The following is a 24,832-nucleotide window of genomic DNA, read 5'->3' as shown; positions in this document are numbered from 1 at the left end:
TTCTTGGCGTGAAACTTAAAGCAAATTCTTAACTTGTCACGAAAATACTTGAAATTCTATGCTGACAATCCAAAATCTTAAATCGAAAATTGCCCAGTCTCCTTATCAAGCATACGTCTATTCTTACCCCCACAAAACAGCTTACCGTCCCATCTCCCCACCTGTGTATCTTCCAGAACTTTGGGCGCAGCAAGATAGACAAGCGCTGTTTCTCTACATACATATACCGTTTTGTGAAATGCGTTGTGGGTTCTGCAATCTGTTTACCACAGTCAGCCACAATGAAGATTTTATGAGTCAATATGTCCGCACGTTACAGCGACAGGCGCAACGGATGAAAGCGGTGTTGGGTAATGCGTCATTTGCTAGGTTCGCTATTGGTGGCGGAACTCCGACTCAGTTACCCATTCAGCATCTCGAAACTATTCTCAATATTGCTGAAAGTACGATGGGTGCAAAGTTACAGGAAATTCCCATTTCTGTGGAAGTTTCGCCAGAAACCGCTACTGAGGATAAGTTAAAGTTGTTGCGATCGCACGCCGTCGATCGTGTTAGCATTGGTGTCCAAAGTTTCATCGATTCGGAAGTCTTAGCCACCCAGCGCCGTCAATCTACTACCCAAGTAGAAGCAACGCTGACAAGGATAAAAGAGATGGGATTTCCCACTCTGAACATTGATTTGATTTACGGTTTACCCGGACAAACAGTAAATAGTTGGTTGCAATCAATACAAGCTACTTTGGGTTTTCAACCAGAAGAAATTTATCTATATCCATTGTACGTGCGATCGCTCACAGGTTTGGGACGCACAGATCGAGAATGGGACGATATTCGTTTAGCTTGTTATCGGGAAGGGCGATCGCTATTATTGTCAGAAGGATATACGCAAGTTTCCATGCGGATGTTTCGACGCTTGGAAGAGGAACAATCTAGCAATCTTTCTCCCTCATCCCCCTCATCTCCCTCATCTTCCTCATCTCCTGTCTACTGCTGTCAAGCCGACGGGATGATTGGTTTAGGTTGTGGCGCACGTTCCTACACTAATACTTTGCACTACTCCAACGAATATGCAGTGGGAGCAAAGGGAATCAGCGAGATTTTACAAGCATATATTCAAACAGCAGATGAGTCATTTGACTACGCGCACTATGGTTTTCAACTAAATGCTGAAGAACAACGTCGGCGGTATATTTTGTTATCTTTGCTTTCCGATGAAGCATTGAATTGTGCTAGTTATCGTCAGCAATTTGGTAGTGAAGTATACGCTGATTTTCCAGAATTTTCAGAAATGCTTGCTTTGAATTTGGCGATAAAAGATGAGGATATTTTACAGTTAACTGAATTTGGCATTGAGCGTTCTGACACTATTGGCGCGTGGTTATTTTCTGAGAAAGTTCAGGAATTAATGCAGGATTATGAGTTGAAATAGTGGCGTTTCAAAAAGATTTGTAGAGAAGCGATTAATCACGTTTCTACGGATATTTACATTACATCTACCGTTGGAGAAAATATGACAAACAATCAAAATAAACCCAGAGAATTTGACGCAGTACTTGGCGGAGAAGCACCACCACCAGTACAAGGTGTTGTTTTAGGTGGGATTGAAGGTGTTAAACAACGCTTGGCAAGTTTTTTAGTTAAAGCCAGAATCGATGCTGTCAATGACGCATTAAAATATGGTGATGCAGGTTTAGATTTAGTAATCGCGGCTTTAAATGATGAGTCGTCACTAGTGCAACGTTCCGCCTATTTATTACTAAGAGAAAGAACAGAATCAGAAGTACAACAGGCTGTTAAAGCTTATAAAAGCTGGAGATTACCTGAGCGTTTAGAGTGGTATAGAGACAAACATATTAGTAAATTCGCTCATAAAAAAGTTGAAGATTTTGACCCAGCAATTGGAATTATAGACCCTAGTGGAATTGCTTATGCTGTAAGATGTGAAGAACGAGAACATGTAGAAGCTTTTAGAGAAAAACTGAATATATTAACTCAACATCCCAATGCCAGTAAAATTGAAGCTTTCGTAATTGGTATGTGGGATGCATATGACAATTACGATTCCACTGTTGTAGTTAATGCTTTAGTTGAGGCTAAAGACAAACTGAAAAAATTGAAGGCTATATTTATTGGTGATATAAAATATTCTGAATACATGATTTCTAGTATAGTGCAAAGTGATATCAGTCCTTTATTAAAAGCTTATCCTCAATTGGAAATCATCCAAATACGTGGAGGAGATGGTTTAGAATTCAGTCAGTTAAAACATGAAAGTTTAAAGGCGATTATCATTGAAAGTGGGGCATTAAATCGGCGAACCATAGCGCAAATTTGTGCTTTGGAATTACCAGCATTACAACATTTAGAATTATGGCTAGGGAGCAGTCTATATGGTGGTAATTCATCTGTTGACGATTTAATGCCAATTATTAGCGGTGAATTATTTCCTACTTTAAGTTATTTAGGGCTGCAAAATAGTGAATATTCTGATGATATTGCTCGTGCGCTAGTCAATACGCCTGCAATTAAGTTTCTCAATATTCTCGACTTAACAATGGGAACTCTTTCAGATGAAGGTGCAGAGGCTTTATTAAACTGCTCATATCTAAACAAACTCGATATTTTTAATGTTAATGATAATTTTTTATCTAATGAAATGATTGAGCGTTTATCCCAATTAGACTGTCAATTAATTTATGATTGGCAGAAGGAAGAAGATGGGTACTATAGAGGCCTTCGCTACTGTTCTATTGCTGAATAATTAAATTTAACAAAGGAAAATATGACAAACAATCAAAATCAGCCTGGAGAATTTGATGCGGTACTTGGAGGAGAAGCACCACCACCAGTACAAGGTGCTGTTTTAGGTGGGATTGAAGGTGTTAAAAGACGTTTATCAAGTTCCAATATTGAAGTTGGGATTGCAGGGGTAAGTGAAGCATTAAACTATGGTGATGCAGGGTTATATTTGCTAATTGAAGCTTTGAAAAATAAATCTAGGAAAGTTCAAAGAGCAGCATTGAAAATTTTAAAAGATATAGAAGACCCTCAAGTAGAATTAGCTTTAAAAAATTACAAATTTTGGAGGAATTTTGAGAAAGTCTACAGTATTCCTTGTGGTTATTCAACTACATTCGCTAACCGGAAAGTGATTGAATTTGATCCTACCACTAAGATTAGTGACACAGTTGATATAGCTTACGCTTTAAGGATTATCCCAGCAGAACGCTATGGAAAACCCGTTATGAGTAGTGTAGACAAGCTGCAAATATTGTTGCAAAGTCCTCTCGCTAATCAGATTGAAGCTTTGGTATTCGGATTGTGGTACACAAGTTCTTTAGAAGATTACACTTTCCGTCCTGTTATGGATGCATTACTTAATGCTCACGAACAACTTAGTAACATTAAAGCTTTATTTATAGGAGACGTTAATGATTATGAATTGGATTACTTGCCACTTGTATACAGTGATTTCAGTTATATTTTGTTAGCTTATCCCCAATTAGAAGTATTAAAGATTCGCTGCAATAGTTCTTCAAAGTATTACAAATACTTTACCGGGATGCAATTCAGTCCAGTTAGACATGAAACTTTAAAAGCAATTATTATTGAGGGTGAAATTCCCTATGGTGTAATTGATGAAATTTGCAAGCTAGAATTACCAGCCTTGGAGTATCTTGAATTATGGCTTGGCACATGTTCCTACATATATCCCTCTGTTTTTAAATCGGTCAGAAATTTTTCTCATATAATATTTCCAAACCTTAAATATTTAGGACTACGTAACTGTCTCTTATCAGATGATATTGCTTTTGCTATAGTAGATTCTCCAATTCTTGAAAATTTACTGGAACTAGACCTTTCAGTTGGAACATTAGGATATAAAGGTGCAGAATATTTACTTAATTGTTCATCTGTTGGTCAATTAGATACTCTTGATATTACTGATAATTATTTAAATGATGATATTTTTAAAAAAATGACTCAATTAGATATTGAAGTTATTGCTGAAAGACAAACATCACCTAATAATAGATATATAAATAATTCAGACCTAATATAGACATTCTTCTGTCGCCGAATAATCAAATTTAACTAATATTCAATAATAACTATTACTATGCACCTCACTATCCTCTATCGCGGCCCTTTAATCAGTTGTAACTACGGTTGTGAATATTGCCCCTTTGCCAAACGCCAGCAAACAGCCGCAGAATTAGCAATCGATAAGCAATCTTTAGAACATTTTGTCAACTGGATTTCCCAACATCCCCACCATCAATTTTCAATTCTGTTTACTCCTTGGGGAGAAGCTCTAATCCATTCTTGGTATCAGCAAGCACTGATAAAATTAACGCATTTGCCCAATGTTAACAAAGCAGCAATTCAAACTAATCTATCTTGTAATTTAGATTGGGTAGAGGAATGTAACAAAGATAAATTGGCGCTTTGGGCAACTTTTCATTCAGAATGGGTGTCATGCGATCGCTTTTTACAAAAATGCCTCAATCTAGACAACAAAAATGTCAAATTTAGCGTTGGAGTTGTCGGTTTTCCCAAGTTTAAAGCGGAAATAGCAGCTTTACGTCAGGAGTTACCAAATCACGTTTATTTATGGATTAATGCTGTCAAGGCAGAACTTCCTGATTTATCACCAGAAAATCGAGAATTCTTCCAATCTATTGACCCGTTATATGAATTAAATACTCATCATTATCCTAGCTTTGGGCGTTCTTGTCGGGCTGGAAAATCAGTGATTTCTGTTGATGGTGACGGGACAATGTACCGATGTCATTTTATTAAAGAACCAATTGGTAATATTTACGATTTTAGCTGGGAAGCAGCTTTGTTTGAACAACCTTGTACCAACCAAACTTGTCACTGTCATATTGGTTATGTTCATCTAGAATATTTAGAAATGAATAAGGTATTTGGTTCTGGTATTTTAGAAAGAATTCCTGATAATTGGGTTAATCAAAATTGTACTGTAATATAAATATTAATGTTTATTAATTTGACTAAAAGGATCAGAGAAAGCCGCATTTTCTTCACCTCTGCACCATACCCCTTGCATCTTAACTGACTGATTGTTTTGAGTAATTGGTTGACTTGGGACTAGTTCAAGTACATCAACAGCTGTCGGTTAACAGATTACTTGTCACTTTAACAGATTAATGTCGTCCTCTCATAAACTGCTAAAGTCAATTCGCCTCAAGGAGTTCTAATTTTTTGAGCATCCCTCACAAGGGACGGATTAGCGATCGCATGAACAACTGAAAAGCTTACATCGTATGATTTTATCTTTCGATGACATCAATCTGTTAAAGCGAAAAATAATCTGTTAATCTACAGCTGGTTACGAAGGCTTATACTTGGCATAAAACTTGACCTCTGAAAACTTTTCAAACACCATCTAAGCAGTAACTAATGCCTTTAATTCCTCAGTTTTTAATCTTGGTCCATAGGATGTAACAATCTTAGAAGCTGCGGCCGATGCTAATTTTCCGGCTTCTTCATAGCTCATACCTTGGGTAATTCCATAGAGAAAAGCTCCTGCATACATATCTCCTGCTCCTACTGTATCTACAGCTTTTACTTGAGGTGCAGCAATTTCGATTAATTTCTGACCGTCAAATACTACTGAACCCTTGGCACCGCGAGTAATAGCAAATTTCTTACTCAGGGTTTTTAGTTTGTCTACAGCTACTTGAAAATCTTCTGTATCTGCTAGTTCTAATGCTTCACTTTCATTAGCAAAAATCAAGTCTAAACCAGTTCCAATGATATCTAATAAACCCTGTTTAAAAAATTTCACCATGTTGTAATCAGATAGGGACATAGTGGTTTTTACACCCGCTTTTTCAGCTATTTCTCTAGCCTTTATAGCTGCTTCTTTTGCTGTGGGAGAAGTCACTAAATATCCTTCGATATATAAATATTCTGAATCAGCAATCGCTGATGATACTAATTCTCGTGTAGAAAATTTTTCAGTAATTCCCAAAAATGTATTCATGGTGCGATCTGCATCGGGAGTTACTAACACTAAACATTTGCCTGTAATTCCTGATTGGCGATCGCCATTTTTTAAGTTGGTATCTACCTGAGAGTTGAGTAAATCTTCTATGTAAAAGTCTCCAAATTCATCATTAGCCACTTTACAAGAATAAAAAGCTTTTCCTCCTAGTTGACTAATTGCCACTATTGTGTTTGCTGCTGAACCTCCACAACTCTTATGGCAATGAAGATTTTTAAGATTTTCCAAAATATGATTTTGACTGTCTTCATCTAGCAGTGTCATTACACCCTTGTCAATCTTAAGCTCTTGTAGTAACTCTGGAGATACTTCGTATTCTATATCTACTAAGGCATTACCTACACCATAAACATCATATTTCTTGCCCATTGTTTATCTCCGAGAATAAGTTCTATCTGACTTGAACAGAATTGATAATAACAGATAGGCAATAGATAAGAGTAGCTTGGTCATAATTTCGTGGACTCGTATTTTTTCAAGGTCTTTTCCCGAATTTCTTACAAAGAAATCAAAAAAAGGGGTCAGAAACTGTGAAAATCTATATAAGATAAGCATTTCAACAGTTATAAAGCATCAACTACGAGACGCGCGATCGCCCTGTACCATGTCCCTTGTGCGTCTCATAGAGAAGGCACTTTTTCCGCCGCGTCCCTTGCACAAAATGAATTATCTTCAACTTCAGCGATGTCTAGCGACAAGCCGTTTCAATAGTAGATAGGGAGTTAGTTAATTGGAATGAGTAGTGCGATTGCCTTAACATGGCACTGGCAGGCAGAATGCGATCGCCTATCTCAAGAATGATTTAGCTCGATTTTATCCATTTTTTTCACAACGCGATCGCTTCAGCTAAAACCTTTGTAGGACAGTAGTTTTACTTTTTTAACTTCATCGATAATCTGTAACGTGGAAAAAGTCTTTGCCAAAAAGCTAGGGCTTTTGCCGGATAAAGAAAGCGAGTTCTTAATTTTGGATAAAGTCGAGCTTAGGACTTACGCAATAACTCTCTGAAACTCTCATTCCTTTGTGTCCTTTGCGCCTTTGCGGTTCGTTTTTCCATTATTTTGCGTAAGTCCTGTACTTAATTACCTTTTACAATCAATGTTGCATTTTTAGGATACAGTGATTATATCAGAGTGACTGTGAAAGTTGTGAAAAATCAATTAAAAAGTATTGAAGATTAGCTATTTTTATCAGAAGAGATTTTTCTAGATTTCAAATTTTTTAGACCACGTTTAAATATCATTATGAATACAATACTAAGGGCAAAAATAATAACTAAAAAAATCGCTATTGGGAGAAAGCAATTTCCTTGAGTTGTACTCCAAGAACAGGAGAAAAGTAGAATATGTACACCAAAGATGCTTAATATAACGAGGCTAAATATGCCAATCGTGCCAACACATAGAAGAAGATATCCAGCAGTTTTATTTTTGTTCATAAATCCCTTGCATCTGAGAAAAAATTATTTTCTAGTCAAAATTATACTCCTAGAGAGCTTGTTCCAAAGTCAACATAATTTAGGGTTAGGCAATGCAACCAACTGATTTTTTCTTTGGGCGACCAAATCTTTTAAATATGGCTGTATTCAGTAGACTTCTTGCATAAGTTGGGAAAAGGGAAAAGGGGAAGGGGAAAAGGTTCTGTATTGTCCCTTTCCCCCCTCTTGCAAAAAGCACTTTTGCAAGAGGTCTAGTAAACACTACTTTAAAATGATGCCCAAAAATGCAGCAGCGATCGCTATGCTAAACCCGTTAACTGTTTTGCATAGATTTGAAATTTTTCAGTAAAAATGACACTAAGCACAAGCCTTGAAAAAAGATACCAGCGGTATTTCGAGTTTATCAACTGGGTTTTGAACAGGCTTAAGAAATAGCAAAAGCATCCAAGGTTGGCGTGTGGAGCCAAAGTAAGCGGCATTCCACATATCACCAGTATAAATGCTGCAACAATGGTAGCCTTATTCATTTATCTATGTAATTCTAGTATTTATATTGTATTAAATATAACTTGCATCTTCTTTTAGCGAGCAGATCGAATGTCCTTCAATAGAGCTTGCTCCTAATCGGAATCTGGATCTGAAACTCTGTACCTTGAAGTGGTTGTGTAATACACTTCAACTGACCACCATGCTTGTTTACAATTTGATAGCTAATTGACATTCCTAAACCTGTACCTGAGCCAACAGGTTTAGTTGTAAAGAAAGGGTCAAAGATTTTTTGCTTTACTTCTTCTGTCATCCCGCAGCCATTGTCAATAACTCGAATCATTACTTGATGGCTATCTAAAACTTCAGTAACAATGCGGATTTGGGGATTGTTATTCGTTGGTTGCTGATTTTCAGAGCTTATAATATTGCTCTCTGACACCGGACAACCGACAATTGACTCCCTTAAAGTATCAATGGCATTAGTCAGAAGGTTTAGAAATACCTGATTAAGTTGTCCTGGATAGCAATCGACTTGAGGTAGATTACCATATTCTTTAATAACTTCAATGTTTGGATTTTTTCCTTGACCTTTTAATTGATTTCCTAAAATTAAGAGAGTGCTGTTAATACCTTCGTGTACATCAACTCTTTTTATCTCGGCTTCATCTAGCCTCGAAAAACTTCGTAATGATAAAACAATTTGGCAGATGCGTTCAGCTCCTATTTTTATTGAAGATAATATTTTCGGGAAATCTTCTTTAAGAAAATCGAATTCTATTGTCTCAGCTAAAATCTCAATTTTTGATAGGGTTTGTGGGTAGCATTCTTGATAAAGTGAAATTAATTTTAATAAGTTATTAGTATATTCATTAGCAATGCCGATATTACCATAAATGAAACTAACAGGGTTGTTAATTTCATGGGCAATGCCTGCCACTAACTGCCCTAAAGAGGACATTTTTTCAGTTTGAATAAGTTGAGTTTGCGTATCTGCAAGTTCTTTGAGAGTAAGTTTTAGTTGACTGTTAGCTGCTTCTAATTGTGCTGGACTTGGCAAAGCTAGCGCCTGGGGAATTATCGGCACTAATGTGAAAGCTGTATAAACCGATATTAAAGCAGTCAAAGCTTTTATAAAACCAGATAGCCAATAAGTTGGATACCAAAGCGTCCAAATTTCCATTATGTGGGTTATACCACAAAAGATAATGAAAGCTCCAAACAGTAAAAGTGTTGATTTAAAGGGTAAATCCTCCCGCTTCCGAACAAAGTAAACAAGCGCTATGGGAATAGAGAAATAGGCAAGAGCAATTAAAGAATCTGATAAAATGTGTAACCACACTAAGCCTGTCTTCCAGAGGTAACAATGTCCATGAGGAATAAAACCGTTTGAATAGAAGGGGTAGTTGAAAAATGCTAACATCATGCTAGAGATTGCTGTGATTTTCGTGTATTGTGCGACTCTAGTATTCCCAAATCATCATTCAAGCTGAACTTTGATCCGCTAAAGCATCTGCTCAAGTTGCAGATGCCGTCTGTGAGCCGGTAGCTGATACTGACTTTTATCCTTCTATCCTTTGTAATACCAACTTTAAAATTATTCGAGTTTTGCGTAAAGTACGAAACTTGAGGTGAATAGTATTATATAACGGTATTTACTATGGATAAACCGGGGACAACACTAAAAGTCTCCTATAAAATTTACTTTCTATCAAAACTGCTCTAGCTTTCGTCTAGGGCAGTTTTATATTGCTGCACGTAAAAGCCAGGTTCTGAACTGAATCCAATGCTTAACCATCTGCCTGTTGTGAGCGATCGGAACTTTCCCCTCGGTTATATGGATAATGCTTACCAAGGCTATGGTGACATTTTTAACGCGCCGCTCATTGGGAATTATCAACGGCTATTGTTAGTCAGCAATCCAGAGGGGTTGCAACAACTGTTTACCAGAGATAGTAAGGAGTTTTATACCCCCAGTAATGGACTTTTACAGCTTATAGTCGGAGATAATTCCATATTTTGCCTAGAAAGCGATCGCTCAAAAGATGAGAAAGTTGGGTTTATTTCACATCATCCAGGTTAGACAACAAAATCCCTAACAATCTGATACTACGATTTTCCAAGTCAATTGATTCAACAAGGTTTTGCCTTCCGGTAACTTTATCCTTTAAGCTACATATATTAAGACTGTGGCGACATTACCCTTGTGGAGGTCTAGATGGCGATAGTCAAGCGTCGTATCGGTCTGGAGCAAGAATTTTTTTTGGTAGACGAAGCTGGTAGCTTGAGCGATCGCGCCGATGAATTTTTAAAGAGTTGTCACTTAAAAGCTCAAGCACAAGGTTTAAACCCCAATTACTTTGTGGCAGAGTTCGTTAAAAGCATGGTAGAAATTAACACACCTCCTGCCGACACTGCCAAGGAACTAGCAAGAATTTATCTCAAAAATCTCAAATTGGCGATCTCTGTAGCGCAACAGATGGGTTTACGCCTTTATCCTCTGTCTAGCTATCCTTTGCCTACTATGCCAGTTATGCGAGATCGCCCTAATTACCATATCCAAGCGCAGACTGTCGGCATTTCAAAATTTTTGCACGCTGGAAAATGTACAGGTACACACCTGCATTTGGAAGTCCCGCCTGGAGTAATTGACCCTCGTGTTGCAGTATCTTACAACTCAACATTAATTGAGCGAGAAGAACTATTAAATATCTATAATTTAGCTACAGCTTGCGACTCGGCACTTATTTCTCTGACGCGGGCGTGTCCCTTTTATGAAGGACAGGCGTTAGGACTAGCCGCACATACAATTCGTTATCGAGGTAGCGAAACCTTCGGTTGGGAGGGAGTTTATACTAATTTACAACCTGTCGGTGGACTCATGCCTTATGCCGAAAGTGTTGAGGGTTTAGTTGAGCAACAGTTCGCTCGTTATTATGCTTGGCTGCAAGCGATGGAAAAAGCCGAAATTGAACCGAACCTATTCAAAGAATCGGGAGTTAGCTTACTCAAGTCAGCTTGGAATCCAGTTCGACTCAACAAACTCGGCACAGTAGAAATCAGATGTATAGATAGCAACCTTCCTTCTGTAATTTTACTTGTAATTACATTGCTGGAAAAATTGGCTCATCGAGTCAGGCATGAGAATTTAACAGTAAGACCATCTAAAGGAGTGCAGATATTTGAACTAGTTGGCGATCGCTTGTATGTACCAGATTTTGAATATCTATCAGGGGAATTGCTCTTAACCTCAGCTACAGAAGGAATTAAAAACCCTAAAGTTAGAGCTTACGTCGATTCCATTTTGCAGTTTGCCAGCGCTGTTGGTGGTGAAGGAGCAAATTTTCTGGCAGAACTCAGCAGAAACCTCGATCGGTATCAGACGATAGAAGCCAGCATCTTGCAAGAGTTTACCCCAACAACTACTCAACTTTCATTAGATGCCGGTTTGCGTTTAGTGCGCTCAAGTTGTGACAAGCTAGAAGCCCAGGTTTCATCGATAGATATAGAAAATCCCCTCGCATCTTTGGATACTGATGAAGGATTGTTATTACAGCAGCATTAATCGAATCTTAATTCATACAAAACCCCGCAATTGCTTAAACATTTCTAATCAGGAAAAATCTTTCCAGAATGATTCACTATAAAAAGGAACTTTCAAACCCATTGTCTATTCCCTACTATAGTTGACCAGCCAAATAACAAGTTTAACGATAGACTGGGAAGAAAAATTGTTTGAGGAATTATTAATGGTACTAATACAGCACGGCGGAAATAAACAGACTATTCTAAATGGTACAAAAGCCGAAAATAGAATTCTTTTGACTTTTGCTTTCGCACAACGATACTAGTTCATGCTTAGAGCGCCTTAAACAACACTAATTAAAGTAGAACTTGCAACAAAACTGCTATACGAAATAGTGAAATAGCATCAAGATGAGTAGAAAATCTCGAAAACCATTGATTGGAATTACAACTTACGGTCGCCTTGCAGCATTACCATTTTCTCTGCCAAGTGAATATATAGATGCAGTCCGTGCCGCAGGTGGCATTCCCATATTATTACCACCAGGAGAAATTGAGCCTGCCATACTTCTAGATTCTTTGGATGGTTTAATCATCTCTGGTGGTGGAGATATTGACCCTGCTTGCTACAACGGTTTTGCTCATCCTACTATTTATTCTGTCGATCGCGAACGTGATGCTTTTGAATTGCAGCTTGGCAAGTTTGCTCTTGAACGTCATCTGCCGATATTGGGTATTTGTCGGGGTTTACAAATTCTCATCGTCGCCTGTGGGGGTACTCTAATTCCTCACATTCCAGATGTTTACGGTACATCTGCATTACATCGTCTAGAGCCTGAACCTGGACGACGTTTACCTACAGAACATCTCGTCAGGATAGATGTAGAAAGCCTTTTAGCTGACTGTTTACAGAATTCTCACATATCTGTAGTTTCTTGGCATCATCAAGCGGTAGATAAAGTACCGCCTGGTTGGCGGGTTGTTGCTCATGCTTCGGATGATGGAGTTATTGAAGCTGTGGAGCATGAACACCATCCTTGGGCAATTGGTGTGCAATGGCATCCTGAGCTTTCAATTATCGATCCCAATCATCAAAGAGTTTTTCTAGCTCTCGTTCAGGCTGCACAGACAAGACACTTCTGGGATAACCCTAACCTCGCAATCGGCTTAGATCCAGGGTAATCCCCCAATTAATCGCTACCCCTCCCAATTCACCAATACCTCATTCACAATCGCAATCTTCCACTGGGGATATTTTACCAGCAACGACATTCCTATTTGCATCTAAAACGATTTTATGCAATTTTTTATACTTTTAAACCTTTGTAGCTAATAATTTAGCATAGTAAGTACTGAAGAACCGAAATTGTTGGGAAAGGTAAACCAGAAGAATATAGAACGTCGCGCTAATATTAAGTAATATTCGATAGCAATAGACTTGTTCTAATTTTCAAAGTTTTGAGTAGGGGAGAACGTAGGCGGCCGTCCCTAGTCGAGGAGAGAAACACCTAAACAAACAGATGAAAGCAAGAATTTATGACTCCATTGCTGACCATTTTCGAGGTGGGGAAATGGCAACCCGAATCAATCGCTTGGACTGGTCGCAAACGCCGTTAGGCAAGATCGATACATGGTCGCAGAGTCTCAAGTCAGTGGTCAAGACGCTGCTTGCTTCGAGCTATCCGATGATTCTAACTTGGGGCACAGATTTCATCCAAATTTACAACGATGCCTATTCGCAATTGATTGGCGAGAAACATCCCGCAGCCCTTGGGATTGATATTCGGATTACACTCGCCGAGGCATGGGACACTTTGGGGCCAATGATCGAAACAGTGATGTCAACGGGAGTAGCAAATCTGACACCAGCACTGCTGCTGTTGTTGGAACGCTCCGGCTACCGGGAAGAATCCTACTTTAGTGTTTCCCATGCTCCGGCAGAAGACGATTCTGGGCAGATTGTTGGGATGCTTGCGGTGTGTAGTGAAGTGACGCAGCAAGTATTGGGGGATCGGCGATTGCGGCTGCTACGCGATTTATCATCTAAAGCAAGCGCAACCCAAAGCGTTGAAGCAACCTGCCTTGATGCGCTTGCAGTAATCGCATCCTCTCCAATGGATGTGCCATTTGCACTGCTATATCTACGTGACTCCGATACTAAAAGGTTGACCTTACAGGGAACTGTGGGGATTCAAGCAGGGGAAGTCGTCAGTCCGAGAACGATCGAGCTAGAAACCAACGGCAAAGATGTTTGGTCGTTGGCGTTGGCAGCAAATGGAGAAACGATTCTAATTGAAGGCGTCGATCGATATATCACAATTTTAGGCGGTGCGTTTAGTGAACCAGTGAAATCTGCGATCGCACTGCCGATCGCCTCATTTGGGCAAACAGCGACATTGGGTGTACTGGTAGCCGGAATTAGCCCTAGTCGTGAGCTAGATGAGGGATATCGCTCGTTCTACGAATTGTTCGCAGGTCAGATATCGATTTTAGTCCGCAATGCTCAGGCATACGAAGAAGAACGCCGACGCGCTGAAGCATTGGCAGAACTAGATCGGGCAAAAACAGTGTTTTTTAACAATGTCTCCCATGAGTTCCGCACACCTTTGACGTTAATACTGGGTCCCTTAGAGGATGTCCTAAGTAGCAAAAACGGGTCATTGACAAGTACGGAACGCGAGCAATTACAGCTAGTTCACCGCAACAGTCTGCGTTTGCTCAAGTTAGTCAACACACTATTAGACTTTTCGCGCATCGAAGCAAATCGGATTGAAGCAGTTTATGAACCTGTTAACCTTGCTGTATTGACAACTGAACTGGCCAGTGTCTTCCGCTCAACTATTGAACGGGTAGGTTTACGTCTAATAGTAGATTGCCCACCGTTACCAGAAGCGGTGTATGTAGACCGCCAAATGTGGGAAAAGATTGTTTTGAATTTGCTCAGTAATGCTTTCAAATTCACCTTTATTGGACAAATCAGTGTAACCTTGCGTTGGTACACCGAATATGTGGAACTGGAAGTCCAGGATACAGGTACAGGAATTCCAGCAGCAGAATTGCCCCATTTGTTCGAGCGTTTTTACCGCGTACAAGGGTCACGGGGCCGCACTTATGAAGGCTCTGGGATTGGATTATCGCTAGTGCAGGATCTAATTCGACTTCATGGTGGCTCGGTTCGTGTGACCAGCAAAGTAAATCAGGGAAGTTCTTTCATTGTTTTACTTCCTACTGGCACTGCTCATCTGCCCAGCGAACGCATTGCATCTGGGCATGATTTGCCGAACACTGCTTCAGTAACGGCTGCTTTTGTTGAAGAAGCACGGCGTTGGCTACCTGAAGAAGGGGAAAGGGAAAAGGGAAAAGGGAAAAAGGATTCTTTTCCTCTAGCCCTAACTTCAAGAGCGCGTATTTTGTTAGCTGATGACAACGCAGATATGCGCGATTATTTAAAGCATTTACTTGAGCCAGATTACGAAATAGAGGCAGTTACAGATGGAGTAGCTGCCTTAGCAGCAGCCCGTAGGCAAATACCGGATTTAGTACTGAGCGATATTATGATGCCGGGAATCGACGGGTTGCAATTGTTGCGCGAATTGCGCTCTGAATCATCCACTCGGGAAGTACCTATTATCTTGCTATCTGCCCGCGCTGGTGAAGAATCTCGCGTTGAAGGCTTAGAGATGGGTGCAGATGATTACCTAATCAAACCTTTTTCGGCGCGAGAACTGCTGGCACGGGTACGAACAAACTTAGAATTGTCCCGACTGCGTAAAGATGCTTTAGCTCAACAAGCCGAACGAATTCAGGAGCAGGCAGCGCGAGTTGAGGCGGAGGCCGCCAATCGGATGAAAGATGAATTTCTGCAAGTACTTTCCCATGAGATTCGCACACCGCTCAATGGAATGCTTGGCTGGGTTAAAATGCTTCGCCAAGGTAAATTAAACTCATCTGCAACGACTCGGGCGCTAGAAACTATTGAGCGCAACGCCAATGCTCAAGCTAGATTAGTAGACGATTTGCTGGATGTATCATGTATTATCCGAGGGCAACTGCGCCTGGAAAAGCGTGCAGTTTCTCTAATCTCAGTGATTACTGAAGCTATCGAAACTGTAAAACCAGAAGCTTCAGCTAAAGATATTACGATTAACTGTATGCTCGATCCGTCGGCTAATTCTGTTTGTGGAGATGCTAATCGTTTACAACAAGTAGTGTGGAATTTGCTGAGTAATGCAATTAAATTTACGCCTTCTGGGGGACAGGTAGAGGTTTGCCTAGAAACTGTGGGTACAGAGGCGCTCCTCCAGGTTAAAGATACGGGTAATGGTATCAAAGCTGACTTCTTGCCCTACATTTTTGAGCGCTTCCGTCAGGCAGACGCAAGTACAACCCGAAGCTATGGAGGGCTAGGCTTAGGGCTAGCAATCGTCCGGCATTTAGTGGAAATGCATGGGGGAACAGTAGAGGCCGATAGTCCAGGGCTTGGGCTGGGAGCAACCTTTGGTGTGCGCTTACCTCTGATGAGCATCTCTTATACTTCTGAGGTTGGAGAATCAATTTCTGTAAACGATGATAGTCAATAGGGCTTTACCAGTAGAAAAAGGGGGGAGAATCCCAGCGATCGCTTTGAGTGCTTATGCTAAAGAAGAAGACCGCAGGCGAGCGCTACTAACAGGCTTTCAAATGTATCTGTCCAAGCCATTTGATCCGGATGAGCTATTAATTATGGTCGCAAGTTTGTCTGGTCGGTTTCAGCAGACTTAACTACTGGTAACATAGCCAGGTGGGAAGTAATATTGTGTCCGATTAAAGACTTATCATTAAGACGGCAGGGGAGCAGGGGGAAAGAGGGTTTCCTGGTTTTTGCACAGATGGGGGAATTATAACTAATTAGGCGGACATAATATAATACAGATATTTTATTTGAAAAAATAGTGCTAATGTACTATAAAGCTGATAAGAATAGACAAAACATTCTTTACGCTTCTACTATTGCAAGACACATTCAAAACTGCAATTTTTCAGGAAACTCAGTTGACGGCAACCGCAGGCGTGTCAATCAACAAGTTTCTTGCAAAAATGGCATCAGGGCAGAACAAGCCGAATGGACTAACGGTGATTTTACTGGAGGATGCGATGTCTACGACAAGCCGCAAGCGTCTACGCTTTTGTAGAACAGCTAGCGATTGAAAAGTTTCATGGTATAGGAGAAGTTACAGCGGCAAAGATGCATTTACTCGAAATTCATACTGGTGCAGACTTGAAGCAGCGATCGCTGAGTTAGCATTTCACAAGCTCATCAGTGACTGCAATTGCGTGTCTGAATTATCTCCCAATTTTTGTTGTAATTGGGATAATTGAATTTTGTGATTTGTTCTAGTAGGGGGCTGCTGTACTACAATTTTGCGACCTAAAATTTTAAATAAAATATATATATGTAGTATATATGCAGTTTGTATGATTATCGATCGCTAAATACTAAATATCGCTCGTTAGGTAGTTTTATGACTTAAGTAAGAAAATGTATACATTACTCGTGTAAGCTAAATCAGCTGATAATTTCAGCCATCGTATCAAGTAAAAATATAGTTCTACTAGATATGCGATCGCATATCTTCTTAAAATGCCAAACACCAACTTGAAAAATGACCCCTTATGGTTCAAAAATGCAATTATCTACGAACTAGGTGTTCGCACCTTTGCCGACAGTAATGGTGATGGTATTGGTGATTTTCAAGGGCTGACAGAAAAACTAGACTACTTACAAGATTTAGGTATTACTGCCATCTGGTTGTTACCTTTTTTTCCTTCACCACTCAAGGATGATGGTTACGATATTGCCGATTACACTAGTGTTAATCCTATCTATGGCACTTTAGAAGACTTTAAAGCGTTTTTGAGCGCTGCTCATCAACGAGGTATTCGTGTAATTATTGAGTTAATTATTAACCATACCTCCGACCAACATCCTTGGTTTCAAAGAGCGCGTCGCGCACCAAAAGGCAGTCAGGAGCGAGATTTTTATGTTTGGAGTGATACTCCTGAGAAATACCAAGAAGCGCGAATTATCTTCCAAGATTTTGAGACATCTAACTGGGCTTGGGATTCAGTTGCCCAAGCTTATTGCTGGCATCGTTTCTATTCCCATCAGCCTGATTTGAATTATGACAATCCCTTGGTGCGTCAGGCAGTATTTGATGTTCTAGATTTTTGGTTGGAGATGGGTGTAGATGGGCTACGTATGGATGCTGTACCTTATCTCTACGAACGGCAAGGAACAAACTGCGAAAACTTACCCGAAACCCATGCGTTTTTGAAGGAGTTGCGATCGCACATTGACGCCAAATTTCCTAACCGGATGTTACTAGCTGAGGCCAACCAATGGCCTGAAGATGCAGCTCAATATTACGGTGCGGGGGATGAGTGTCACATGAACTTTCATTTTCCCCTAATGCCGCGCTTGTTTATGGCATTACGGATGGAAGATAATTTTCCAATTGTAGATATTCTCCAGCAAACTCCATCCATTCCTGATAACTGTCAGTGGGCATTGTTCCTTCGCAACCATGACGAACTGACTCTAGAAATGGTGACAGATGAAGACCGCGATTTTATGTATGGGGCCTATGCACAAGACCCGATGATGCGAGTAAATTTAGGCATCCGCCGCAGACTAGCGCCGCTTTTGGGCAATGACCGCCGCCAAATTGAGTTACTCAATAGTTTACTATTATCTCTACCAGGAACCCCCGTACTTTACTACGGTGATGAAATTGGCATGGGAGATAATGTTTATCTAGGCGATCGCAATGGTGTTCGCACACCTATGCAGTGGAGTTCTGACCGCAACGCTGGTTTTAGTCGCGCTAACCCGCAACGCTTGTATCTACCCGTCATCGTTGACTCAGAATATCACTACGAAGCACTCAACGTCGAGGCACAACGGACTAATACCAATTCTCTCTGGTATTGGATGAAACGTTTACTCGCTACTCGCAAACGATTTGCGGCATTGGGTGAAGGGCGTTTTGAATTGGTACAGTCTAATAATCGCAAAGTTTTTGCCTTCAGCCGGATTACCTCTGAAGAAGATGTCTTGGTAGTCGCAAATTTATCTCGTTATGTGCAAACGGTGTCCTTAGATTTATCAACCTTCAATGGGCTAATACCAGTAGAAATTTTTGGTTCCACTGAGTTTCCAGCAATTACAGAATCGCCCTATTTCCTCAGCTTAAGTCCTTACGGGTTTTACTGGTTCACCTTACAGCGTAAACCTAGCTTGACTCAATCTCTTAAACCCCAAGCAGACTTGAGTTATCTGTCGGTAAATGGTTCATGGCAGAATGTGATTTGGCAACGAGAGTCACAAAACATTCTACAATCAACACTGCGGGATTACCTCTACACCTGTAGCTGGTTTGGCGGCAAAACTCAGACTGTACAATCAGTACAAATCATTGAAGGGATTTCTTTACCTTATAACCAGCAGGTAGCTGAAATTGTTTGGTTGCAGGTAGATTATACCCAGGGAAACCGCGAAACATATCTGTTGTTTCTCGCCTATGCAGAAAGTGAGCAAGCAACACATCTTTTGGCAGAAATGCCGCAAGCTGTGATTGCACGGCTTGGGGTGCAAGGCATAGATACAAATCCATCTAATACTCAAGAAGTTGGAATTTTATTTGATGCTTTAGCAGACAAAAACTTTCTCACCTCATTGCTAGATGGGATCGCTAATCATTACTCTTATAAAGGGATAACCGGAGAATTATTTGGCACTACTACTGATTCATTCTCCAAATTGCGTCAAGAGTTAACTAATAGTGAGCCGAGTGTCCTGAATAAAGAAGAACAAACTTATATAGTTTATGGCGATCGCTTGTTGTTGAAAATTTTCCGTAAAGTCGATGAGGGTTTGCACCCAGATTTAGAAATCCGGCGTTTCTTATACCAGAAAAAACAGTTGCAACACTCAGTTTTGCTAGCTGGTGCTTTAGAGTACCGCCGTGCAAAAAAAACAGGCAATAACACAGCCCTACCTACGACTATAGGCATATTAGAAGAGTTTATTTTAGATACTCGTAGTGGCTGGGACTACACTCTTGATAGTTTGCAAAAGTACTTTGATTTAGTGACCACAGAACACGCTACTATTAGCGAAGTACCTCTGCCATCAGGTTCTTTGTTGGATTTACAGAGAATTGAAATTCCAGAATTGGCAATTGCAACTATCACTTCTTACCTACAAAGTGTTGAACTGTTAGGTAAATCCACCGCTGAATTACATATAGCGCTGGCTACAAATATAGATAGCTCAGACTTCGCTCCAGAATCTTTTTCATCACTATATCAACGTTCGATATATCAAAATGCACGTAACTTAACCGGACAAGTATTTCGGTTGTTAAAACAACGAATAGAGTCTTTACCAAACAATACTCAACCATTAGCATTAGAAGTTCTTAATAGCCAACAGGAAATTTTAGAACGCTTTCAGTTAGTTGTCAGACAAAAAATTACTGCATTGCGGACTCGTTATCATGGAAACTACCAGTTAGGGCGAGTATTTTACACAGGAAAAGACTTTTTGATTACTGATTTTGAAGGCAAAGGAGATCGCAGTTTAAGCGAACGACGTATTAAGCGATCGCCTCTACAAGATGTAGCAGGAATGTTGCTATCTTTCAACTATGCAGTTAACGAAGCTCTGGGCTATCAAAAAGAATCTGGGATGATCCTGCCTGAAAATTTACCCCTTATAGAACAATGGGGACAGTTTTGGTATACCTGGGTCAGTACTAGCTTTTTGAACTCTTATTTAGAAACTGCTAATCAAGAATCTTTCCTTCCAAACACAAGAGAAGAACTAGATGTGCTGCTTTTTGCCTATCTTCTAGAACAAGCCATTGATGCACTAGGTTATGAACTAAATAATCGCTCTGATTGGGTAAAAATTCCCCTCCAATTTATTCTGCAATTATTAGACTTGTCGGGAAATATATAACCCTTTTTGTGTAAGGATTTTAGAGAAAATTTATATGTCTCTAAAGAACGCAAAAATAGACCTGCCTTGAAAATAAGGCAGGAGGCAGGAGGAAAAGACATTTTCATTGTTCCTTGTGAGCGCAGCTCATGAAGTCTCTTGCAAAAGTGCTTTTTGCACTCTTGTGGGAAAAGGGTGAAGGTTAAGGGGAAAGGGCAAAATACAGAACCTTTCCCTTTCCCCCCGCCCCTTATCCCCAAAGGGTACCCCACCTTCCAATACTTTTCGGGTTTTGGGGGAAAGGGGAAAGGGAAAGGGTTTGAATTTACCTTTCCCCCTTTGCCCTTTAACCTTTTCCCAGACCAAAAGAGAGATTGTTAGGCTTATCCGAAAAGTATTGCCCCACCTTCTCCTTTTCCTGACTTCTGCAATAAGTCTAATAAGGATTTAATGTAGTTGCTGATAGTTTAGACGCAAAAAACAAACAGTGTTTTTCAATTTTGATGTATCTGCGTAATTTCGTATGTAGTTAAATTCATGAGAGCCTTTGTGACTATCAATTTGAGTTAATAGAGCTAGTATTAATAACACTAGTCAGCAACCACTACCCTTAAGTTTAATTACATCTCTGACATCTGAACAACTACAACTTCCGTTTCAATAAACTCAGCCCCTCTGCACGATACGCTGCTGAAAAAGTACGACCAAAAGTAAGAAGCCACCACGGAGTACGAGTTGCCACCAAGGGGTAATGGTTCCCTCAAGATTTAAAAGGTTGTACATCATTCCTAGTAAAAGTACACCGACCAGCGTCGGAAACACCCTCCCCTGACCCCCTGCGAGAAATGTTCCTCCCATAACGGTGGCGGCGATCGCATCTGTTTCCCAGCCAAAGGCAGCCACCGGCTGACCCGCTCCTAAACGACCTGCGAGAATAATACCAGCAAGCCCTGAAAGTAACCCGCTAAATGTGTAGACTGCAAGCTTTACTTGGTTTGGGTTCACGCCCATGAGCCGGGAGGCCTCCTCGTTGTTGCCAATAGCGAATATGTGCAAACCTAATCGGCTTCTGTGCAGCATAAACCAAGCTGCAAAATATAAGAGTGCAACTATCAGCACGGGTACAGGAACCCAACCAATGAACCCCCTACCCAGCCAAACAAGTCCCGATGCTGTCGATGATACGGCAATGGACTTTTCCTCGGTGATGCTCAACGCCAGTCCGCGTGCAGCGCTAGTGAATAAGGTAACAACGAACGGCTGAAGCCGCGCGCGAGACACCAGAAGACCATTGACTACACCGAGCAACGTGGTGCTAGCAATGCCAGCGACGATCGCCACGAAACTTCCTTGTCCGGCAAGCATTGCGGCGACGACACCGCCCAAAGCAACCAGAGAACCCACGGACAGATCGATTCCTCCACTCAGGATTACGACAGTCATGCCCAGCGCCACGATCGCCAGCATACTATTCTGTCGCATGATGTTCATCAAATTAACAGGTGTCAGGAAGGTTTCATAACGAAAGGATGCGAAAACAGCCAAACCAAGGAGTATGAGCAGCACGCCCTGGGAGGTGAGGAGCTTGGCAAAACGCCGCATACCCGTAAGTGTAAGAGACTTTGTGGCAGCCATGACGCGTTAAACCTTCCTCGGACGCTGCAAAAAAATAGCGAAAAGAATGATTACGGATTTCAAAACCAATGACCAGGTAAAGGGAATCAGCAGCATATTGAAACTTGTGGAGATCACCTGCATGAGAAGGGCCCCAACAACAGTGCCGAGTATATTTGCCCGACCACCGGAGAAGGGCGTGCCGCCAACAACAACGGCGGCGATCGCATCAAATTCCGCGTTGACACCAACCTTACTCGGATCGCCCATGCCCAGCCTCGCTGTCTCGACGAGTCCGGCAACTCCGGCAAGCAGGGCACTAATGATATAAACTATATATTTCACGCGCTCCGCACGGATACCCGCGAGCCGTGCAGCCTCCTCATTGCCGCCAACTGCGACGATATGACGACCGAAAAGTGTAGAGCGGATACAGAAAAAAGCTGCCGCGATCGCTACTGCCGCAATCACAACTTGAATTGGTATAGAACCGAGATAGCCCTTTCCCAGCGCTTCAAATTTAGGATTGACAAAGGGAACCAGCTTACCGTCCCCGACAACCTGAGCAATCCCACGCCATAAGATCAGAGCCGCCAAGGTAACGATCAAGGCATCAAGTTTCAGACGCGAGATCAGAAAACCATTGATCAGACCAACCAATAGAGCCGCGCTCAAAGCGAACAAGATGGCAACCGTCATTCCATACTTAATCAGCAATGCGACAATGACTGAAACCAATGCCATAGTAGAGCCAACCGTCAGGTCGATACCACGGGAGGCAATGACAAAGGTCATACCAACGGCAATCAACATTGTTGTGGATACTTGGAGCAACATATTTAATGTGTTGCTAATTGTTGCGAAACGCGGAGTGAAGATGGCGTTCGCAACATAGAGAATTAGGAGTGCCGCAAATGCTCCGAAGTTTGGGTTCCACAGGGTTCCCCAACCCAGATCAGGCTTCTTGCTCTTCATTTGGGTTTTGCTCTGTTTGAGATTGTCCACCATCCTGACGATCTGCACCTTCCGCCATTGCGTGCAGAATTGCCTTTATGTTCTTCTGCTCGCCGCCCAGTTCTGCAATTGACCGCCCGTCACGCAGGACGACGACACGTTGCGAACCTTCAACCAACTCTTCCACTTCCGAGGAAATCATCAGAACTCCCAGCCCTTGCTCTGCTAGTTCGGCGATTAACTGCTGGATCTCGCGCTTTGCACCAACATCAATACCACGAGTTGGCTCATCCAAAAGAAGAAGTTTTGTATTCTTGCACAGCCATCGCGCCAGAAGCACCTTCTGCTGATTGCCGCCCGATAGTTCGTGAATCTTCTGCTCGGCGCTGGCGGCTTTGATATCAAGACGCTGCATGAAACGCTCGACAAGTTCGCTTTGTCGTTTTCTGGAAACGATGCCCCATTGTGTAAGGTTTGGTAGGGCAGCAAGGGTGAGGTTTTCGCGTACCGAAAGCTCAGGGATGATGCCGTCCGCTTTACGATCTTCTGAAAGGAAAGCGATGCCAGCAGCGATCGCATCATGAGGATCGCGCAGGGATAAAAGACTACCTTCGAGTTTAACGGTTCCACCCTCAAGTGGTTCAGCCCCGAATAGGGCACGCACTGTCTCACTACGACCAGAGCCGAGCAAACCCGCAATCCCGACGATTTCGCCATACCGCATTTCAATGGAAACACCATTGAGCCGTTTTTTATATTTGAGAGCTTCCGCTTGGAGCAGCACTGGCCGATCTAGGGTGTTTTGCGAGTGTCCTGCAAACGCTGTGACTCCTTGGCTCACCTCTTCAGGTTTACGACCTAGCATAAAACAAACGAGTTCTAGACGAGTCAGCGTGGAGAGCGATCGCGTCACGATGTTGCGCCCATCACGCAGTACCGTCACGCGATCGCACACGGCATAAAGTTCTTCAAAACGGTGGCTGACGTAGACGATGGATGTCCCTTCCGACTTTAGCCGCCGCATGACATCAAAAAGAACAGAAACTTCAGTTTCCGTCAGCGAACTCGTGGGTTCATCGAGGATCAGCACCCGCGCCCCAAAGGAGATAGCACGGGCGATCGCATTACGAAACCCCTTAGCCCGATCGATTGCGACCGATGAACCCGCCGTTCCGGTAAGTTCCACGATGGATGCCTTGCCATTGCTTGCCTTAGCCAGCCATTCGCCAACGCGGCGGCCTTGGGCAATAAAATCCGACCCCAGAAAGCTGACAAAATGTTCGCCTGGTCTTCCGGCCGCTTCACGGTCGATCAGAAAAACCGGTATTTTTGCCGCTCTCGCTGCTTCCAGTGCGGGTGTAAGACCCTCATACTCACGTGGTGCAAGAAATATCACATCAACTTGTCGTGCGATTAGATCCTCAATGTCAGAAAATTGCTTTGATGTCTGTCCCTGGGCATCCGTCATCAGAAAATCATAAGTTTGCTTACGCTTGGCGGCCTCCTCCTTAATGCTGTTCGTTTCGGCAATGCGCCACGGGCCGATGTTCTCCGTCTGCGAAAATCCGACAATTTTTTTTGTTTTCTCGCGTATACAACCAGACAGCGAGAAAGCCGAAACAGTAATCACAGCGTAAGCGCTAAATACCAACAGCTTTGGCATATAGGCTCCGATACCTGAGCATCCAAAACAGGTTTTATTCTTCATAACCCAATACGGTTCAGTTAAGGCTGAAAGACTGATTAGTGATATGAAATTTAGGAGCTTCAACTCGTTGTCCAGTACCTCTATGTTTTGGCT

The 24,832-nt window shown here is 41.7% G+C and carries 17 protein-coding genes; 12 read left to right on the top strand and 5 right to left on the bottom strand.

What is annotated here, in order from left to right:
* Positions 1-58: 58 nt before the first annotated feature.
* From V7K45_RS29650 to V7K45_RS29635, 4 genes are all read left to right on the top strand, one after another.
* Positions 59-1,429, top strand: a complete 1,371-nt coding sequence (locus V7K45_RS29650; RefSeq protein WP_335009053.1) for an STM4012 family radical SAM protein — start codon at positions 59-61, stop codon at positions 1,427-1,429.
* A gap of 81 nt (positions 1,430-1,510) precedes the next feature.
* Positions 1,511-2,761 (top strand): STM4015 family protein, encoded by a 1,251-nt coding sequence (locus V7K45_RS29645; protein ID WP_335009051.1) that lies wholly within the window; start codon positions 1,511-1,513, stop codon positions 2,759-2,761.
* Between the two features lie 21 nt (positions 2,762-2,782).
* Positions 2,783-4,063 carry a HEAT repeat domain-containing protein gene (locus V7K45_RS29640; protein WP_335009049.1) on the top strand — a complete coding sequence of 427 codons (1,281 nt, stop codon included), beginning with the start codon at positions 2,783-2,785 and terminating at the stop codon, positions 4,061-4,063.
* A 57-nt stretch (positions 4,064-4,120) separates the two neighbouring features.
* On the top strand, positions 4,121-4,996 hold the full coding sequence (locus V7K45_RS29635) for an STM4011 family radical SAM protein (RefSeq protein ID WP_335009047.1): 876 nt from the start codon (positions 4,121-4,123) through the stop codon (positions 4,994-4,996).
* A 417-nt stretch (positions 4,997-5,413) separates the two neighbouring features.
* Here the strand turns inward: V7K45_RS29635 and V7K45_RS29630 are convergent, their stop codons facing one another.
* Positions 5,414-6,403, bottom strand: a complete 990-nt coding sequence (locus V7K45_RS29630) for an adenosine kinase (RefSeq protein WP_335009045.1) — start codon at positions 6,401-6,403, stop codon at positions 5,414-5,416.
* A gap of 1,673 nt (positions 6,404-8,076) precedes the next feature.
* Complete coding sequence (locus V7K45_RS29625) at positions 8,077-9,381, bottom strand: sensor histidine kinase (protein ID WP_335009075.1); 1,305 nt, start codon at positions 9,379-9,381, stop codon at positions 8,077-8,079.
* Between the two features lie 363 nt (positions 9,382-9,744).
* On the opposite strand from V7K45_RS29625, the gene V7K45_RS29620 reads away from it, so the two are divergent.
* The 8 genes from V7K45_RS29620 (at position 9,745) to treS (ending at position 20,484) form a co-directional block, all read left to right on the top strand.
* Positions 9,745-10,041 carry a hypothetical protein gene (locus tag V7K45_RS29620; protein WP_335009043.1) on the top strand — a complete coding sequence of 99 codons (297 nt, stop codon included), beginning with the start codon at positions 9,745-9,747 and terminating at the stop codon, positions 10,039-10,041.
* 135 nt (positions 10,042-10,176) lie between these two features.
* Positions 10,177-11,523, top strand: a complete 1,347-nt coding sequence (locus V7K45_RS29615; RefSeq protein ID WP_335009041.1) for a glutamate-cysteine ligase family protein — start codon at positions 10,177-10,179, stop codon at positions 11,521-11,523.
* Positions 11,524-11,894: 371 nt separating this feature from the next.
* On the top strand, positions 11,895-12,665 hold the full coding sequence (locus tag V7K45_RS29610; protein ID WP_335009039.1) for a gamma-glutamyl-gamma-aminobutyrate hydrolase family protein: 771 nt from the start codon (positions 11,895-11,897) through the stop codon (positions 12,663-12,665).
* Positions 12,666-13,003: 338 nt separating this feature from the next.
* Complete coding sequence (locus V7K45_RS29605) at positions 13,004-16,063, top strand: ATP-binding protein (protein WP_442942071.1); 3,060 nt, start codon at positions 13,004-13,006, stop codon at positions 16,061-16,063.
* Positions 16,050-16,244, top strand: coding sequence for a hypothetical protein (locus V7K45_RS33125; RefSeq protein WP_442942070.1), 195 nt, complete (start codon positions 16,050-16,052; stop codon positions 16,242-16,244). The genes V7K45_RS29605 and V7K45_RS33125 overlap by 14 nt, the downstream gene beginning before the upstream one ends.
* A gap of 228 nt (positions 16,245-16,472) precedes the next feature.
* The gene (locus V7K45_RS33120; protein WP_442942069.1) at positions 16,473-16,670 is read left to right on the top strand and encodes a Y-family DNA polymerase; all 198 of its coding nucleotides are present in this window, start codon (positions 16,473-16,475) and stop codon (positions 16,668-16,670) included.
* Positions 16,612-16,764, top strand: a complete 153-nt coding sequence (locus V7K45_RS29600; RefSeq protein WP_335009037.1) for a hypothetical protein — start codon at positions 16,612-16,614, stop codon at positions 16,762-16,764. The genes V7K45_RS33120 and V7K45_RS29600 overlap by 59 nt, the downstream gene beginning before the upstream one ends.
* Positions 16,765-17,103: 339 nt before the next feature.
* Positions 17,104-20,484: a maltose alpha-D-glucosyltransferase gene (treS, locus tag V7K45_RS29595; RefSeq protein ID WP_335009035.1), complete on the top strand. Its 3,381-nt coding sequence runs from the start codon at positions 17,104-17,106 to the stop codon at positions 20,482-20,484.
* A gap of 645 nt (positions 20,485-21,129) precedes the next feature.
* Here the strand turns inward: treS and V7K45_RS29590 are convergent.
* From V7K45_RS29590 to V7K45_RS29580, 3 genes are all read right to left on the bottom strand, one after another.
* Complete coding sequence (locus V7K45_RS29590; protein WP_335009073.1) at positions 21,130-21,906, bottom strand: ABC transporter permease; 777 nt, start codon at positions 21,904-21,906, stop codon at positions 21,130-21,132.
* A 198-nt stretch (positions 21,907-22,104) separates the two neighbouring features.
* Positions 22,105-23,085, bottom strand: a complete 981-nt coding sequence (locus V7K45_RS29585) for an ABC transporter permease (RefSeq protein WP_335009033.1) — start codon at positions 23,083-23,085, stop codon at positions 22,105-22,107.
* The coding region (locus V7K45_RS29580) for a substrate-binding domain-containing protein (protein ID WP_335009031.1) at positions 23,033-24,832 on the bottom strand (1,800 nt) is incomplete at its 5' end. The genes V7K45_RS29585 and V7K45_RS29580, both read right to left, overlap by 53 nt.

The sequence above is a fragment of the Nostoc sp. genome, from assembly GCF_036917375.1.
Lineage (GTDB): Bacteria > Cyanobacteriota > Cyanobacteriia > Cyanobacteriales > Nostocaceae > Nostoc.
The sequence above is the reverse complement of the archived record's forward strand: the minus strand, read 5'-3'. Positions and strand labels throughout refer to the sequence as shown.

What these genes read in the sequence shown, in the direction of transcription:
- V7K45_RS29625 (WP_335009075.1), bottom strand. Translation starts at nt 9,381, where the DNA reads ATGTTAGCATTTTTCAACTACCCCTTCTATTCAAACGGTTTTATTCCT.
- V7K45_RS29645 (WP_335009051.1), top strand. Translation starts at nt 1,511, where the DNA reads ATGACAAACAATCAAAATAAACCCAGAGAATTTGACGCAGTACTTGGC.
- V7K45_RS29640 (WP_335009049.1), top strand. Translation starts at nt 2,783, where the DNA reads ATGACAAACAATCAAAATCAGCCTGGAGAATTTGATGCGGTACTTGGA.
- V7K45_RS29620 (WP_335009043.1), top strand. Translation starts at nt 9,745, where the DNA reads ATGCTTAACCATCTGCCTGTTGTGAGCGATCGGAACTTTCCCCTCGGT.
- treS (WP_335009035.1), top strand. Translation starts at nt 17,104, where the DNA reads ATGCCAAACACCAACTTGAAAAATGACCCCTTATGGTTCAAAAATGCA.
- V7K45_RS29605 (WP_442942071.1), top strand. Translation starts at nt 13,004, where the DNA reads ATGAAAGCAAGAATTTATGACTCCATTGCTGACCATTTTCGAGGTGGG.
- V7K45_RS29630 (WP_335009045.1), bottom strand. Translation starts at nt 6,403, where the DNA reads ATGGGCAAGAAATATGATGTTTATGGTGTAGGTAATGCCTTAGTAGAT.
- V7K45_RS29615 (WP_335009041.1), top strand. Translation starts at nt 10,177, where the DNA reads ATGGCGATAGTCAAGCGTCGTATCGGTCTGGAGCAAGAATTTTTTTTG.
- V7K45_RS33125 (WP_442942070.1), top strand. Translation starts at nt 16,050, where the DNA reads ATGATAGTCAATAGGGCTTTACCAGTAGAAAAAGGGGGGAGAATCCCA.
- V7K45_RS29590 (WP_335009073.1), bottom strand. Translation starts at nt 21,906, where the DNA reads ATGACTGTCGTAATCCTGAGTGGAGGAATCGATCTGTCCGTGGGTTCT.
- V7K45_RS29610 (WP_335009039.1), top strand. Translation starts at nt 11,895, where the DNA reads ATGAGTAGAAAATCTCGAAAACCATTGATTGGAATTACAACTTACGGT.
- V7K45_RS29650 (WP_335009053.1), top strand. Translation starts at nt 59, where the DNA reads ATGCTGACAATCCAAAATCTTAAATCGAAAATTGCCCAGTCTCCTTAT.
- V7K45_RS29635 (WP_335009047.1), top strand. Translation starts at nt 4,121, where the DNA reads ATGCACCTCACTATCCTCTATCGCGGCCCTTTAATCAGTTGTAACTAC.
- V7K45_RS29600 (WP_335009037.1), top strand. Translation starts at nt 16,612, where the DNA reads ATGCGATGTCTACGACAAGCCGCAAGCGTCTACGCTTTTGTAGAACAG.
- V7K45_RS29585 (WP_335009033.1), bottom strand. Translation starts at nt 23,085, where the DNA reads ATGGTGGACAATCTCAAACAGAGCAAAACCCAAATGAAGAGCAAGAAG.